The organism is Streptomyces sannanensis, from assembly GCF_039536205.1.
Lineage (GTDB): Bacteria > Actinomycetota > Actinomycetes > Streptomycetales > Streptomycetaceae > Streptomyces > Streptomyces sannanensis.
Genome location: NZ_BAAAYL010000001.1, coordinates 3,475,235 through 3,491,021, shown reverse-complemented (window position 1 = coordinate 3,491,021; position 15,787 = coordinate 3,475,235). Strand labels below are relative to the sequence as shown.

Here is a 15,787-nt window from a genome sequence, read left to right as displayed (position 1 = left end):
GGACGGGGCGGGCGCGGCGCAATGGGTGAGATCTTCGCTGGTCGGTACGAGCTGGTCGAGCCGATCGGGGCCGGTGGCATGGGCTCGGTCTGGCGCGCCTGGGACCATCGGCGGCGGCGCTATGTGGCGGCCAAGGTGCTGCAACAGAGCGACGCGCACATGTTGTTGCGCTTCGTCCGTGAGCAGGCTCTGCGGATCGACCATCCGCACGTGCTCGCCCCGGCCAGCTGGGCCGCGGACGACGACAAGGTGCTGTTCACCATGGAGTTGGTGGCCGGCGGCTCACTGGCCCATCTGATCCGTGACTACGGTCCGCTGCCGCCGCGTTTCGTGTGCGCTCTGCTGGACCAGCTGCTGTCGGGGCTGGCGGCCGTGCACGCGGAGGGCGTGGTGCACCGCGACATCAAGCCGGCGAACATCCTGCTGGAGGCCACCGGCACCGGGCGGCCCCATCTGCGGCTGTCCGACTTCGGCATCGCGATACGCAAGGGCGAACCGCGGCTGACCGAGACCAACTACGTGGTGGGTACGCCCGGTTATTTCGCTCCGGAGCAGATGACGGGCGCGGAGCCGGACTTCCCGGCGGATCTCTTCGCCGTCGGCCTGGTCGCTCTGTATCTGCTCAAGGGGAGGAAGCCCGACGCCCTGGCGCTGGTGGAACACTTCACCGCGCACGGCACGCCGGGCGCGCCCCAGGGTGTCCCGGAGCCGCTGTGGCAGGTCCTGGCGGGGCTGCTCCAGCCGGATCCGCAGGCCCGGTTCCGTACGGCCAACGGGGCGCGCAAGGCACTGCACGCGGCTGTGGAACTGCTGCCGGACGCCGGGCCGGGCGGGGAGCCGGTGGAGGTCTTCGACCAACTGGGCCCGCTTCCGGCCGGATTCGGCCCGCAGGGCCCCGTGGAGAGGCCTGTGGAGCCCGTACGGCAGCCGGTGCGGGAGTCCGTGCATGCGCCCGCCCAGCCGTCCGCCCAGCCGTCCGTGCAGCCGTCCGTGCAGCCGTCCGTGACGCCGCCGTCCGCGATGTCGACGACCGGCAGTTTCCATCTGGCCCCGCCGGTGCGACCGGCCACTCCCCCCGCGGCGCCGGTGGCCTCCCCCGCGTGGGAGCAGGCACCGGCACAGACCGTGTCCGCAGCACCTTCGGTGCGGGTGCGGACGGGACCGCCCGCGAAGGTGGCGGTCCCGGTCCTGATCGTGGCGCTGATCTGTTTCGCCGTGGGCTTCTGGGCGCTCAGCCGGATCTGAGCGCGGACCGCCGGGCGGCCAGCGTCCACACCCCGAGCCCGAGGACCAGCACGGTGCCCGTGCCGATTCCGGCGGCGGCGACCACCGGCATGGCGCTGTCGGCAGTGTCGCCGGAGGACCTCTGCCCGCTCTTCTGCCCGCTCGCGGCCGCTTGCCGGGAGGCGTCGCTGACGGCGAACTCGCCCGCGGGTCCGTCGTAGGGCCCGTTCTTCGCGTCGCCCGTGATGGTCAGCCGCAGCGTCAGACCGTACGGCCCCTTGCCGTAGTCCTTCACGACCTCGGGGTTGAGGTCGACCGCGAGGTAGTACCCGCCGGCGAAACGCATTCCGCTGACGCTGTCGCCGGCGTTGTAGCGGTTCTCGTACGCCACCGGCGGAACCGGGTCGAGCGCGGCCGACGTCTGCTTCCCGCTGTAGTACGCGTCCTTCCCGGTGACGAGGGACCGCACCGGGTTGAACAGCCGCAGCGAGAGGGCGCCACCCACGAAGGCGCCCTCTTTCGCCGAACTGCCCAGGTCCGCGCTGGCGAAGAGCTGCTGTCCCCAGTCGACGGGCACCCAGTAGTAGAGGGTCCGGCCCGGCGTGATGGTGTCCGTCCACTCGCCCTGGGCCAGTCCGGTGGCCGTGTGGAAGCCCGTACCGCCGTGACGCTCCCGCGGGCCGTCCTGGGGCGGCGGCGGGGACGCCGAGGGCCACTGGGAGGGTGCGGCGGTCGGCCCGCCCGCCTTCGGGGCCGGCTCGGTCAGATGACCGATCTCCAGGCCCCATGGGCCGGGGTCGGCTGTGGGCGCGCCCTCCCGCTCGACGACCAGGTAGTAGGAACCCGCCTCCTGGCACGAGGTGCGGTCCTTCTCGATCACGCGGGCGACGACGGCGGTGACCGGCCGCGGGTACGCGGCGCTGCTCGTGAAGCCGGTGTCCTCGGTGTCGCAGCTGCCCGCCCGGCGGTCCTCCAGCCGCACCCTGACACGGTCGCCGGCGACCTTCGTCCCCGGCCCGGGTACGACCACGGTCGAGAGGTACGCGTTGGACTTCGCGTCCAGATCCACCCGGTAGTACAGCTTCTGGCCGGCCCGAATGGAGTCCCGATAGGTCGAGCCGGCGGGCAGCCGCGGCCCGTCCGTACTGGTGGCCCCGCCCTTGACCGTCCTCGCCGCCTCGTCGTAGCCGTACGCACCCGGCTCGTCGGCCGCCCACGCCGGGCCGGCCATTACCGCCGCGCACACCGCCGCCCCCGCCAGCGCCAGTGGGCCCCTCCCGCGCTGCATCGTCACGCGCCGCTCCTTGTCCTCACCCTGTTCGATTTACTTGTGCAAGCTCTCTGTTCGCGCACGGGAACTCAATGCCCCCGGACAGCACAGAGCCCCGGCCGCACAAGCGACCGGGGCCCGGATTCGGACTGCTGGAACTCACACACCCGAACCTGCGGACACGGAGTCAGTCGCCTCCGTCCACAGATCCTGCTCGGCGCGATCCGCCTGGATCTGGCGGTACACGAGGAGCCCGCCGATGGCGGCCAGTGCGACCAGGAGAAGCTTCTTCACCGCGCGACCTCGTCTTTCGTTGACGTAGGAGACCTCTGGCGCCCGACTATACCTCCCGGCCGATACCGATCAGTGACCTATGCCCCCCAACTCCTGTCCGGCGCACATGCAGAAGGCCCGGTGGTTCTTCCGAACCACCGGGCCTTCATTGTGGGGCTAACAGGATTTGAACCTGTGGCCTCATCCTTATCAGGGATGCGCTCTAACCAACTGAGCTATAGCCCCGGGCGTCGCTTTTCGCGCTTTCCTGCGCGCCGACTCCTGAAGATTAGCGCACGTGGGGGCCAGTCCCAAAATCGGCCCTGGCCCCAGGCCGGATCGATACTGCCGGGCCTTACTCGTCCTCGGCGAGCGTGAGCTCGACACCGCCCACAAAACCGGCCGACAGGTTGTAGATGAAGGCGCCCAGCGTCGCCAACGCCGTGGCCAGCACCACATCGATCACCGCGATGACCGAGGTGAAGAGCAGGACACGCGGCAGCGACAGGAACGACTGCAGATCGAAGCCGTTGCTCTCGTTGGAGCCAGTGGCCTCGCTGATCGTCCCGCCGACCGTGGAGAAGACACCCATCGCGTCCATGACCATCCACAGCACGGCGGACGCCACCACCGTGCAGATGCCCAGGGCGATGGACAGCAGGAAGCTGACCTTCATCACCGACCACGGATCGGCCTTGGCCACCCGCAGCCGCGCCTTACGGGTACGCGGAGTCGTCCGCGCACCCGTACGCGGCCTGCGCACGCCCTGGGTGCCTTCCTTCGGCACCTGGTAGGCCTGCGGCGGGTGATAGGGCTGCCGGCCGGCCGCCGAGGCCTGCTCGCGCTCGCCCGGCAGGGGACTCTCCGAATGGTCGTCGTACGAGGCCTGACCCTCTCGGGTCTCCGTCACCGTCGCCCCCCTGCCCTGCCCGCCCCGGGAGTCCGTGGCAGAGCCACGGGCACCGTTCGCTCCAGAACCAGCCGCTCCGGCGCCCATGGCTCCGCTCACGCTTTACTCCTCGTGCTCCCCTGCCGAAGGCTGCGTGCCCTCGGCGCCTTCGGCCGTCCCGCCTTCGGCCCCCTCCGTCGCGTCGACCTCCTCGGCTTCGCGACCGGCCTCGGCGTTACGGGCGATGCCGACCACGGCATCGCGCTTGCCCAGGTTGATCAGTTGGACGCCCATGGTGTCACGGCCCGTCTCCCTGACCTCGTTGACTCGCGTACGAATCACACCGCCCGACAACGTGATGGCAAGGATCTCATCGGCCTCCTCGACCACCAGCGCACCCACGAGCGAACCGCGGTCCTCCACGATCTTGGCGGCCTTGATACCGAGGCCGCCGCGGCCCTGGACGCGGTACTCGTCGACGGCTGTGCGCTTCGCGTATCCGCCATCGGTTGCGGTGAAGACGAAAGTACCGGGCCGGACGACATTCATCGAGAGCAGCTCGTCCCCTTGACGGAAACTCATGCCCTTGACGCCCGATGTGGCCCGGCCCATCGGCCGCAGCGCCTCATCCGTCGCGGTGAACCGGATCGACTGCGCCTTCTTGCTGATGAGCAGCAAATCGTCCTCCGCCGACACCAGCTCCGCGCCGATCAGCTCGTCCGACGCGCCGTCGCCCTCACCGTCCGTCTCCCGGAGGTTGATCGCGATGACACCGCCCGAACGCGGCGAGTCGTAGTCCTTCAGCGGGGTCTTCTTCACCAGACCCGACTTCGTGGCCAGCACCAGGTAGGGAGCCGCCTCGTAGTCGCGGATCGCCAGGATCTGAGCGATCCGCTCCTCCGGCTGGAAGGCGAGCAGGTTCGCCACGTGCTGACCGCGCGCGTCCCGGCCGACGTCCGGAAGCTCGTACGCCTTGGCCCGGTACACCCGGCCCTTGTTGGTGAAGAACAGCAGCCAGTGGTGCGTCGTGGACACGAAGAAGTGGTCGACGATGTCGTCTTCCTTGAGCTTCGTGCCGCGCACGCCCTTGCCGCCACGCTTCTGCGAGCGGTAGTCGTCGGTCTTCGTGCGCTTCACATAGCCGCCACGCGTGATGGTGACGACGATGTCCTCCTCGGCGATCAGATCCTCGATGGACATGTCACCGTCGAACGGCACCAGCTTGGAGCGGCGGTCGTCGCCGAACTTCTCCACCAGCGCGCCCAGTTCCTCGCTGATGATCTGGCGCTGACGCTCGGGAGAGGCGAGGATCTCGTTGTACTCGTTGATCTTCGCCTGGAGCTCGTCGTGCTCCTGGAGGATCTTCTGCCGCTCCAGGGCCGCCAGCCGGCGGAGCTGCATCTCCAGGATCGCGTTCGCCTGGATCTCGTCGATCTCCAGGAGGCTCATCAGGCCCTCGCGCGCGACCTCGACCGTGTCACTGCGCCGGATCAGCGCGATGACCTCGTCGATCGCGTCCAGTGCCTTGAGCAGACCGCGCAGGATGTGGGCCCGCTCCTCGGCCTTGCGCAGCCGGAACTTCGTACGCCGGACGATGACCTCGATCTGGTGCGTCACCCAGTGACGGATGAACGCGTCCAGCGACAGCGTGCGCGGCACACCGTCGACCAGCGCCAGCATGTTCGCGCCGAAGTTCGTCTGCAGGTCGGTGTGCTTGTACAGGTTGTTCAGCACGACCTTGGCGACCGCGTCCCGCTTCAGCACGATGACCAGACGCTGGCCGGTGCGCGAGGACGTCTCGTCGCGGACGTCCGCGATACCGCCGATCTTGCCGTCCTTCACCAGGTCGGCGATCTTCTGCGCGAGGTTGTCCGGGTTGACCTGGTAGGGCAGCTCCGTGACCACCAGGCACTGGCGGTTCTGGATCTCCTCGACCTCGACCACCGCACGCATCGTGATCGAGCCACGGCCCGTGCGGTACGCCTCCTCGATGCCCTTGCGGCCCACCACCAGGGCACCGGTCGGGAAGTCCGGGCCCTTGATCCGCTCGATCAGCGCGTCGAGCAGCTCCTCGTGGGTGGCCTCCGGGTGCTCCAGGTACCACTGCGCGCCCTGGGCCACCTCCCGCAGATTGTGCGGCGGGATGTTGGTGGCCATACCGACCGCGATACCCGCCGAGCCGTTGACCAGCAGGTTCGGGAAGCGGGACGGCAGGACCGTCGGCTCCTGGTTACGGCCGTCGTAGTTGTCCTGGAAGTCGACGGTCTCCTCGTCGATGTCCCGGACCATCTCCATCGACAGCGGCGCCATCTTGCACTCGGTGTAGCGCATGGCGGCCGCCGGGTCGTTGCCCGGGGAGCCGAAGTTGCCGTTGGAGTCCACCAGCGGCATCCGCATCGACCACGGCTGCGCCAGACGCACCAGGGCGTCGTAGATCGAGGTGTCGCCGTGCGGGTGGTACGTACCCATGACGTCGCCGACGACACGGGCGCACTTGTAGAAGCCCTTCTCGGGCCGGTACCCGCCGTCGTACATCGCGTACAGCACACGCCGGTGGACGGGCTTGAGACCGTCCCGTACGTCCGGCAGCGCGCGCGACACGATGACGGACATCGCGTAGTCGAGGTAGGAGCGCTGCATCTCCGTCTCGAGCCCGACGGGCTCGATCCGCATCTGCGGTCCTTCTTCCTCGGTGGTCACGGGGGCAGGGGTGTCCCCGCCGAAGGCGGGGGAAGTCTCGTCGGCCATTGCCGGTTCTCAGATCCTTTCGAAGCGGTCAGCGACGGACCGACTCAGATGTCGAGGAAGCGGACGTCCTTGGCGTTGCGCTGGATGAAGGAGCGCCGGGCCTCGACGTCCTCACCCATCAGCACCGAGAACAGATCGTCGGCCTGGGCCGCGTCGTCCAGCGTGACCTGGCCGAGCACCCGGTGCTCCTGGTCCATCGTGGTCACCCGCAGCTCCTCGGCGTTCATCTCGCCGAGACCCTTGAAGCGCTGGATCGAGTCCTCCCTGATCCGCTTGCCGTTCTGCTTGCCCAGCTCGACCAGGGCGTCGCGCTCACGGTCGGAGTACGCGTACTCGAAGTCGTCCCGACCCCACTTGATCTTGTACAGCGGCGGGCGGGAGAGGAAGACATGCCCTGCCTCGACCAGCGGCCGCATGAAGCGGAACAGGAAGGTGAGCAACAGCGTGTTGATGTGCTGGCCGTCGACATCGGCGTCCGCCATCAGAATGATCTTGTGATAGCGGAGCTTCTCGATGTCGAAGTCCTCGTGCACACCCGTGCCGAACGCCGAGATCAGCGCCTGCACCTCGGTGTTCTGCAGGATCTTGTCGATCCGCGCCTTCTCGACGTTCAGGATCTTGCCGCGGATCGGCAGGATCGCCTGGTACATCGGGTTGCGGCCGGACTTCGCCGAACCACCGGCGGAGTCACCCTCGACGATGAAGATCTCGCACTTCGCCGGCTCGTTCGACTGGCAGTCGGACAGCTTGCCCGGCAGCGACGCCGACTCCAGCAGGCCCTTGCGCCGGGTCAGATCGCGCGCCTTGCGGGCCGCGACACGGGCCGTGGCCGCCGCGATCGACTTGCGGATGATGTCTGCGGCCTCGTTCGGGTTGCGGTCGAACCAGTCCGTGAGGTGCTCGTTGACGATCTTCTGGACGAAGGTCTTCGCCTCCGTGTTGCCCAGCTTCGTCTTCGTCTGACCCTCGAACTGCGGCTCACCGAGCTTGACCGAGATGATCGCCGTCAGACCCTCGCGGATGTCCTCACCCGCAAGGTTGTCGTCCTTCTCCCGCAGCAGCTTCTTGTCACGCGCGTACCGGTTCACCAGACCCGTCAGCGCCGCACGGAAGCCCTCCTCGTGCGTACCGCCCTCATGCGTGTGGATCGTGTTCGCGAAGGAGTACACACCCTCCGAGTACTGCGAGTTCCACTGCATCGCGATCTCGACCGAGAGCATCCGCTCCCTGTCCTCGGCGTCGATATCGATGACCGTCGGGTGAATCACGTCACCCTTACGGGAGTTGAGGTACTTCACGAAGTCGACGATGCCGCCCTCGTAGTGATACGTGACCGTACGGGCCTTCTGCTCCTCGGCCTCGGCCTCCGGGTCGTCGGCACCGACCGTCGCCCTGGCCGACTCGCGCTCGTCCGTCAGCGAGATCGTCAGACCCTTGTTGAGGAACGCCATCTCCTGGAAACGCCGCGACAGCGTCTCGAAGGAGTACTCCGTGGTCTCGAAGATGTCCCCGTCGGCCCAGAACGTCACGGAGGTGCCCGAGTCGGCGACCCCCTCGTGCTTGGCGAGCGGCGCCGTCGGGACACCCATCTTGTAGTCCTGCGTCCAGCGGTAGCCGTCACGCTTGATCTCCACCGAGACCTTCTGCGACAGCGCGTTCACCACGGACACACCCACACCGTGCAGACCGCCGGAGACGGCGTAACCGCCACCGCCGAACTTGCCGCCCGCATGCAGCACGGTCAGCACGACCTCGACCGCCGGCTTCTTCTCCACCGGGTGGATGTCCACCGGAATACCGCGGCCGTTGTCGATCACCCGCACACCGCCGTCGGCGAGGATCGTCACATCGATACGGTCCGCGTGGCCCGCCAGGGCCTCGTCGACCGAGTTGTCCACGACTTCGTACACCAGGTGGTGCAGACCGCGCTCACCGGTCGAGCCGATGTACATGCCAGGTCGCTTGCGAACCGCGTCCAGGCCTTCGAGGACGGTGATCGCACTGGCGTCGTACGACGAGGTGACCTCGGCGGACGCGCCGGTGTCACCGACATTGGACGGATTGTTCTCGTTGAGGTTGCCGGAATCGGCCACGAAGCGCCCTTTCTGGCACAGCACGAGCCTTCCCCTGCCCCGGGCAGGAGCGGCTGCGTCGTTCTGCGTTGGTCGACGTGTCCCGCTAACCGGCGGGATTACCTACCAGTCTACCGGTACCACTGACATTGATGGGGGTTTGCCGGTGCCTGAGTCCGCATGTGCCGCCCTGGGGGACCGCCTACCGACTCCCCATATCAGGGCAGGGGCTCCAAGAGGCTCACACGGGCGTCCAGCGCTTCGGGCTGTCAACCTCTCGCTACCGTGAGGGACACCTCATCCGTAGGTGTCTCCAGGCCCCGTGCTCCCCGGTGCCCGCAGCGGCCCGTACCGGCGCTGCGGACCCCCCGGACCCAGCACCTTGATCACCTTCACCGAGCCCTGGCCCAGATCCTCGTTCAGCCGGGCCACCAGCCGCGGCGCCAGCAACCGCAACTGCGTCGCCCACGCCGTCGAATCGCACTGCACCGTCAGCACCCGGTCGTCCTCGTCGTACCGCTGAGGCACACAGTGCTTCGCCAGGTCCTCGCCCACGATCTGTGGCCAGCGGCCCATCACCCCGCCCACCGCGGCCGGAGTCTCCCAGCCGCGCTCCGAGATCAGCCGATTGATCGCAGCACCCAGCGGCAACGGATCACGGCCGTCCGCCCGCGCCCCCGAGCGCAGCCCCCCGCCGCGCCTGGCCTGCTTGCGCTGCTGGGCTGCCGCACCACGCGCCTTCGCCTGCTCCTTGGCCGCACGCAACGCCACCCGAGCCAGATCAACCCCGGACAATTCGGGCGTTACCTTCGGGCGGTCGGGAATCTCGTCCGCGCTCATACCCGCTCCACCACACCACCGGACACCGCGTACCGCGCCCCCGCCAGCACCCCCGGAACGTCATCGTCCACAGCCGCCGTCACCAGCACCTGCTCACCCACGGCCACCAGCTCCGCCAGCCGCTCCCGGCGCCGAGCGTCCAGCTCGGCGAACACATCGTCCAGCACCAGCACCGGCTCATTGCCCTCCGCGCGCAGCAGGTCGTACGAGGCAAGACGCAACGCCAGCGCGAACGACCACGACTCGCCATGGCTCGCATAGCCCTTCGCCGGCAGCCGCCCCAGATTCAGCAGCAGCTCGTCACGGTGCGGACCGACCAGCGTCACACCCCGCTCGATCTCCTGCCTGCGCACCTCCGCGAGCGCCTGCATCAGCTGCTCGTACAGCTCCTCGCGCGTCTGCCCGTCACCCGGCGCCGACGACCGGTACTCGAGACCCACCGGGCCGCCGCCCGGCGCCAACTGCTCGTACGCCTTGTCCGCCAGCGGCTGCAGAATCGCGATCAGATCCAGCCGCTGGGCCAGCAGCTCGGCACCGGCCCGCGCCAGATGCTGGTCCCACACATCGAGGGTGGACAGGTCCAGCGAACGGCCACCGTGCCGGCGGGCCATCGCCGCCGACTTCAGCAACGTGTTGCGCTGCTTGAGCACCCGGTCGTAATCGGACCGTACCCCCGCCATGCGCGGCGCCCGCGCCGTGATCAGCTCGTCCAGGAAGCGGCGACGCTCCCCGGGATCGCCCTTCACCAGAGCCAGATCCTCCGGGGCGAACAGCACGGTCCGTACGATCCCCAGTACATCCCGCGGCCTGACCTGCGACGACCTGTTGACACGAGCGCGATTGGCCCGGCCCGGATTCAGCTCGAGCTCGACCAGCTGGGACCGCTCGCCCTGCGTCACCGCGGCCCTGATCACCGCCCGGTCGGCCCCCATCCGCACGAGCGGCGCGTCCGATGAGACCCGGTGGCTGCCCAGCGTCGCCAGATAGCCGACCGCCTCGACCAGATTCGTCTTGCCCTCGCCGTTCGCGCCCACGAAAGCGGTGACGCCCGGGTCGAGCGGGACCTCGACCCGGGCGTACGAGCGGAAGTCGGCCAGCGACAAATGCGTCAGATGCATGAGTTGTACGCCGACCTCCCCCGGCAGTGCTGTGTTACTTGGACTCGACCGCGTGACCGCCGAACTGGTTGCGCAGAGCGGCGATCATCTTCATCTGCGGGGAGTCGTCCTGGCGGGACGCGAAGCGCGCGAACAGGGACGCCGTGATCGCGGGCAGCGGCACCGCGTTGTCGATCGCGGCCTCGACGGTCCACCGGCCCTCGCCGGAGTCCGCCGCGTAGCCGCGCAGCTTCTCCAGGTGCTCGTCGTCGTCCAGCGCACGCACGGCCAGGTCCAGCAGCCAGGACCGGATGACCGTGCCTTCCTGCCAGGACCGGAAGACCTCACGCACGTCGGTGACCGAGTCCACGGCCTCCAGCAGCTCCCAGCCCTCGGCGAAGGCCTGCATCATCGCGTACTCGATGCCGTTGTGGACCATCTTCGCGAAGTGGCCGGCACCGACCTTGCCCGCGTGGACCGAGCCGAAATCGCCCTCGGGCTTCAGCGCGTCGAAGATCGGCTGCACCCGGGCGACGTGCTCCTTGTCGCCGCCGTACATCAGCGCGTAACCGTTCTCCAGGCCCCACACGCCGCCGGACACACCGCAGTCGACGAAGCCGATGCCCTTGGCGGCGAGCTCCCCGGCGTGCTTCTCGTCGTCCGTCCAGCGCGAGTTGCCGCCGTCCACGACGATGTCGCCCGGCGAGAGCAGCGAGGCCAGCTCGTCGATGGTGGACTGGGTGGCCTCACCGGCCGGCACCATCACCCAGACGACCCGGGGGCCCTTCAGCTTCTCCACAAGCTCCTGGAGGCTGTGGACATCAGCGAGTTCCGGGTTCCGGTCGTAACCGATGACCGTGTGGCCTGCGCGGCGGATGCGCTCGCGCATGTTGCCGCCCATCTTGCCGAGGCCGACGAGACCGAGCTCCATCACATGTTCCTTTGACGTCGTGGCTTTGGTGGCTTTGGTGGCTTTCGTACCCGTGTCCGAGCCTACGCCCGGACACGGGTACTCACCTGTGGGCTCAGCCGCTCAGACGCACCGGCATGATCAGGTACTTGTAGGCGTCGTCCGCCTCCGCGTCCACCGCGGGCTTGCCGCTGAGCAGCGCGGGCTTGGTGGAGGTGGTGAAGGACAGCTGGGCGACCGGGGAGTCGATGGCGCTGAGCCCGTCCAGCAGGAAGGTCGGGTTGAACGCGATCGAGATGTCGTCGCCGTCCAGCTGGGCGTCCACACGCTCCACAGCCTGTGCGTCGTCGCTGGAACCGGCCTCCAGGATCAGCACGCCCTGCTCGAAGGTGAGCCGCACCGGGGTGTTGCGCTCGGCGACCAGCGACACACGCTTGACGGCCTCGACGAACGGGGCGGTCTCGATCACCGCGACCGAGTTGAACTCGGTGGGGAAGAGCGTGCGGTACTTCGGCAGGTCGCCTTCCAGCAGCCGCGTGGTCGTACGGCGGCCGGCGCCCTCGAAACCGATCAGGCCCTCGCCCGCGCCCGAGCCCGACAGCGCCAGCGTGACCGTGTCGCCACTGGTCAGCGACTTGGCGGTGTCCAGCAGCGTCTTGGCGGGCACCAGGGCGACCGCGGAGGCGTCCGGGGACTCCGGCTTCCACAGGAACTCACGGACCGCGAAGCGGTAGCGGTCGGTGGAGGCCAGCGTGACGGTGTCGCCCTCGATCTCGATCCGCACACCCGTGAGCACCGGGAGCGTGTCGTCGCGGCCGGCGGCGATGGCCACCTGGGCCACGGCTGAGGCGAAGACGTCACCGGGGACGGTGCCGGTGGCGCCCGGCATCTGCGGCAGCGACGGGTACTCCTCCACAGGAAGGGTGTGGAGTGTGAATCGCGAGGAGCCGCAGACGACGGTCACCCGTACACCGTCTGTGGAGATCTCGACCGGGCGGTTGGGGAGAGCCCGGCAGATGTCGGCGAGCAGCCGGCCGGAGACGAGGACGGTGCCGTCCTCCTCCACGTCCGCCTCCACCGAGACCCGCGCCGAGACCTCGTAGTCGAAGCCCGAGAGGCTCAGTGCGCCGTCCTCGGCCTTCAGCAGAAGGCCCGCGAGAACGGGCACCGGCGGACGGGCCGGGAGGCTGCGGGCCGCCCAGGCCACTGCCTCCGCGAGTACATCGCGCTCCACCCGGATCTTCACCGGTACCGCCTCCTGCTGTCGCTGGCTCGCCCTGCTGGCCTTCTTCGAGTGGCTAGATGCCGGGAACCAGTCTGACGCACGCCGCTGACACTCGGTGCGGGGTCCGGGTCAAGTCGGGCCGAGAGGCACCAGAGGCTCCGGGAGCGAGTTGTGCACAGGCCCGACTTCGAAGCGAACTCCCAGCTAACTCTAAGTGGAAGTAGTAGTAGGGCTTGTGGAAACCGTGGATAACCTGATTCGCGCAGGTCAGGGCCACTTTTTTGTCCACCGGTCCTGTGGGCGCGGGCCGTGGACAAGTCGGCTCGTCTGTGGACACGTGAAAGTTACGCACATCTGATGCACAGGGTGCGCCGACTTCTCCCCAGTGCTGTCCCCAGCTTTACCCAGGTTCCCCACAACCCAACCCGGCACCTTGGTGTGACGCCTTTCACTCGACGCAGTGAGCCCAGACGTTTCCTTGCCGAACAGTGGACAGCGCTGTGGGAAAGCTGTGGACGACGCCACCCTCCCTGTGGGCTGTGTGCCGAGCCCGGTGGACAAGGGAGACGACGCCCCTGTGGACGATTTCGGTGTCCACAGCCTGTGGAGACGCTTCGCTCACAATTCCACACCCCACTGACCTGCGAGGATCAACCCAAGTGGACGCAGCCTGTGGACACGATCTGGACAGTGGAGCAGTCCCCAGGGTGTGGACGGCGCATCGCCCCCAGATCTGTGGAGAAGTCACACCGACCGCCGGGTATTCGAACACGGTCGTGTTGTCCGGCGGCCCGGAAGCCGCGGCTGAGGCCGGCCGGAAGCGCGCCCGGAGGCCGGTGGAACGCACGAAGGGCGCCCCGGGACCGGTGTCCCGGGGCGCCCTGTCGAGGCTGCCGACGCGGCTGTGTCAGCCGTTCTTGATGCGGTTGGTGAGCTCCGTGACCTGGTTGTAGATCGAGCGGCGCTCCGCCATCAGCGCACGGATCTTCCGGTCCGCGTGCATCACCGTCGTATGGTCGCGGCCGCCGAACTGCGCCCCGATCTTCGGCAGCGAGAGATCCGTCAGCTCGCGGCACAGATACATGGCGATCTGCCGGGCAGTCACCAGAACCCGGCTGCGCGACGAGCCGCACAGATCCTCCACCGTCAGCCCGAAGTAGTCGGCGGTGGCCGCCATGATGGCGGTTGCGGTGATCTCGGGGGCCGAGTCCTCGCCCCCGGGGATCAGGTCCTTCAGCACGATCTCGGTGAGGCCGAGGTCCACCGGTTGCCGGTTCAGCGATGCGAAGGCCGTGACCCGGATCAGCGCGCCCTCCAGCTCGCGGATGTTGCGCGAGATCCGGGAGGCGATGAACTCCAGCACCTCCGGCGGGGCATTGAGCTGCTCCTGCACCGCCTTCTTACGGAGGATCGCGATGCGCGTCTCCAGCTCCGGCGGCTGCACATCGGTCGTCAGGCCCCACTCGAAGCGGTTGCGCAGCCGGTCCTCCAGGGTCACCAGCTGCTTGGGCGGCCGGTCGGAGGACAGCACGATCTGCTTGTTGGCGTTGTGGAGGGTGTTGAAGGTGTGGAAGAACTCCTCCTGCGTCGACTCCTTGCTCGCGAGGAACTGGATGTCGTCGACCAGCAGGATGTCCACATCGCGGTAGCGCTTGCGGAAAGCGTCGCCCTTGCCGTCGCGGATCGAGTTGATGAACTCGTTGGTGAACTCCTCGGAGCTCACATAGCGCACCCGGGTGCCCGGGTAGAGGCTCCGCGCGTAGTGCCCGATGGCATGCAGCAGATGCGTCTTGCCGAGGCCCGACTCCCCGTAGATGAAGAGAGGGTTGTACGCCTTGGCAGGTGCCTCGGCCACCGCGACCGCCGCGGCGTGCGCGAACCGGTTGGACGCCCCGATGACGAAGGTGTCGAACAGGTACTTCGGGTTCAGGCGGGCATGCGGCTCCACCTGTCCGCCGCCGGCCGCCGCTGCGGACTGCGCGGACGGAGAGGAACCGGGTCCGGCGGGGCCGCCCGGGACGCCGCCGCGGAGCGGGGCCTGCGGCTCGGGCAGGTCGCGGCGCTCCGGGAGCGGCTGGTCGTACTGGGTCTCGTAAGCAGGGGTGTCGTACTGCGACGGGTCGTACGCGGAGTGCTCGCCACCCTGCTGCGGCCGGTAGTCGTGCTGCGGCTGCGACGGGCGCGGTGTGGCATACGGATCGCGCTCCTGGAAGCCGCCCAGGCGGGGCTGCTGCCAGGAGAGGTCGTCCTGGGTACGCGGCCAGGCGCCGGGTTCGGGGCGCTGCTGGTACTCGGGGTAGGCCGGGCGTACGGCCGGCAGACCGTCGTCGCCGGCCGGCCGGTGTCCGTAGCCGTCGTCCGGGTAGCGCGGGGGGTGCTGGGGGTGCTGGAGGTGCTGGGGGTGCGTCGGCTGGGCCTGGGGGGCCGGCGGGCCGACGGGTCCGGCGGCGGAGTCGTCGACGGTGATGGCGATACGGATCGGCCGGCCGCACTCACGGCTCAGCGTGTCGCTGATGAGCGGGGCGAGCCTGCCCTCGAGGACGCGCTTTCCCCATTCGTTGGGCACGGCGAGAAGCGCGGTGTCGGCGACGAGTGCCAGCGGCTGGCAGCGCTCGATCCACTGCTTGTCCTTGGGCTCGATGCCCGGCTGCCCCTCGCCGAGGAGGTGCTCCAGCACTCGCGGCCACACTGCGGCAAGATCGGCAGGTACGTCAGCCACAAGGCACGCTCTCTCACAGGTCCCACGAATGTGTGGTTCTCGGGACGGGTTGGTCAGGCCCGGCAAGCGGGGGGAAAAAGATTCGGAGTTCAGCCACGGTAGTCAGGGCTGCCCATGCGGTTCAAGTCGTTGTCCACAGGCTGTGTACAGAGTGCCATGCCGTGGCACTGGTTTGACCGGATGGTGTGGCCGCGCGTACCGTGACCAGGTCGAGTTGTCGATGGCTGCTGCCGCCTGCCTACCGATGGGCGAAGGTCACGTTCATGTGACCGGTGAAGCGGTGCACTCGGGCGTATTGCGAGCTACTCGTGGGCGCACGGTGACAGCCAGGCGATGTCCCGCCACCACACGAATCATTTCTGGAGCCCCCGAGTGAGCAAGCGCACCTTCCAGCCGAACAACCGTCGTCGCGCGAAGACCCACGGCTTCCGGCTGCGTATGCGCACCCGTGCCGGCCGCGCGATTCTTGCGTCCCGCCGCAGCAAGGGTCGCGCCAGCCTGTCCGCCTGATCTTGTACAG

At 68.4% G+C, this 15,787-nt stretch carries 11 protein-coding genes, 1 tRNA gene and 1 pseudogene; 2 read left to right on the top strand and 11 right to left on the bottom strand.

Translation table 11 applies throughout. The annotated features are described in order from the left end of the window. Positions 1-21 precede the first annotated feature (21 nt). On the top strand, positions 22-1,245 hold the full coding sequence (locus ABD858_RS16480) for a serine/threonine-protein kinase (RefSeq protein WP_345038119.1): 1,224 nt from the start codon (positions 22-24) through the stop codon (positions 1,243-1,245). On the opposite strand, the gene ABD858_RS16475 is transcribed toward ABD858_RS16480, so the two are convergent. The 11 genes and pseudogenes from ABD858_RS16475 to dnaA form a co-directional block, all read right to left on the bottom strand. Continuing rightward, positions 1,232-2,512 (bottom strand): hypothetical protein, encoded by a 1,281-nt coding sequence (locus ABD858_RS16475; RefSeq protein WP_345044595.1) that lies wholly within the window; start codon positions 2,510-2,512, stop codon positions 1,232-1,234. The genes ABD858_RS16480 and ABD858_RS16475 overlap by 14 nt on opposite strands. A 141-nt stretch (positions 2,513-2,653) precedes the next feature. Beyond that, positions 2,654-2,788, bottom strand: coding sequence for a DLW-39 family protein (locus ABD858_RS16470; protein ID WP_234426710.1), 135 nt, complete (start codon positions 2,786-2,788; stop codon positions 2,654-2,656). Between the two features lie 151 nt (positions 2,789-2,939). Beyond that, positions 2,940-3,013: transfer RNA gene (locus tag ABD858_RS16465), tRNA-Ile, on the bottom strand. 109 nt (positions 3,014-3,122) lie between these two features. Then, positions 3,123-3,776, bottom strand: coding sequence for a DUF3566 domain-containing protein (locus tag ABD858_RS16460; protein ID WP_345038115.1), 654 nt, complete (start codon positions 3,774-3,776; stop codon positions 3,123-3,125). A 3-nt stretch (positions 3,777-3,779) separates the two neighbouring features. Continuing rightward, positions 3,780-6,404: a DNA gyrase subunit A gene (gyrA, locus tag ABD858_RS16455; RefSeq protein WP_345038113.1), complete on the bottom strand. Its 2,625-nt coding sequence runs from the start codon at positions 6,402-6,404 to the stop codon at positions 3,780-3,782. Between the two features lie 44 nt (positions 6,405-6,448). Further along, positions 6,449-8,521: a DNA topoisomerase (ATP-hydrolyzing) subunit B gene (gyrB, locus tag ABD858_RS16450; protein ID WP_345038110.1), complete on the bottom strand. Its 2,073-nt coding sequence runs from the start codon at positions 8,519-8,521 to the stop codon at positions 6,449-6,451. A gap of 252 nt (positions 8,522-8,773) precedes the next feature. Continuing rightward, complete coding sequence (locus ABD858_RS16445; RefSeq protein WP_345038108.1) at positions 8,774-9,316, bottom strand: DciA family protein; 543 nt, start codon at positions 9,314-9,316, stop codon at positions 8,774-8,776. Then, the gene (recF, locus tag ABD858_RS16440) at positions 9,313-10,434 is read right to left on the bottom strand and encodes a DNA replication/repair protein RecF (protein ID WP_345038106.1); all 1,122 of its coding nucleotides are present in this window, start codon (positions 10,432-10,434) and stop codon (positions 9,313-9,315) included. Before recF ends, ABD858_RS16445 begins: the two co-directional genes overlap by 4 nt. A 34-nt stretch (positions 10,435-10,468) precedes the next feature. Then, a pseudogene (gene gnd, locus ABD858_RS16435) lies at positions 10,469-11,356 on the bottom strand (phosphogluconate dehydrogenase (NAD(+)-dependent, decarboxylating)); the annotation flags it as partial. A gap of 82 nt (positions 11,357-11,438) precedes the next feature. Next, positions 11,439-12,569 (bottom strand): DNA polymerase III subunit beta, encoded by a 1,131-nt coding sequence (gene dnaN, locus ABD858_RS16430; RefSeq protein WP_345038103.1) that lies wholly within the window; start codon positions 12,567-12,569, stop codon positions 11,439-11,441. Between the two features lie 886 nt (positions 12,570-13,455). Further along, on the bottom strand, positions 13,456-15,267 hold the full coding sequence (dnaA, locus tag ABD858_RS16425) for a chromosomal replication initiator protein DnaA (protein WP_345038101.1): 1,812 nt from the start codon (positions 15,265-15,267) through the stop codon (positions 13,456-13,458). Between the two features lie 372 nt (positions 15,268-15,639). Here dnaA and rpmH point away from each other — a divergent pair, with 372 nt between their 5' ends. Beyond that, positions 15,640-15,777 carry a 50S ribosomal protein L34 gene (gene rpmH / locus ABD858_RS16420; protein ID WP_006348049.1) on the top strand — a complete coding sequence of 46 codons (138 nt, stop codon included), beginning with the start codon at positions 15,640-15,642 and terminating at the stop codon, positions 15,775-15,777. Positions 15,778-15,787: the final 10 nt, after the last annotated feature.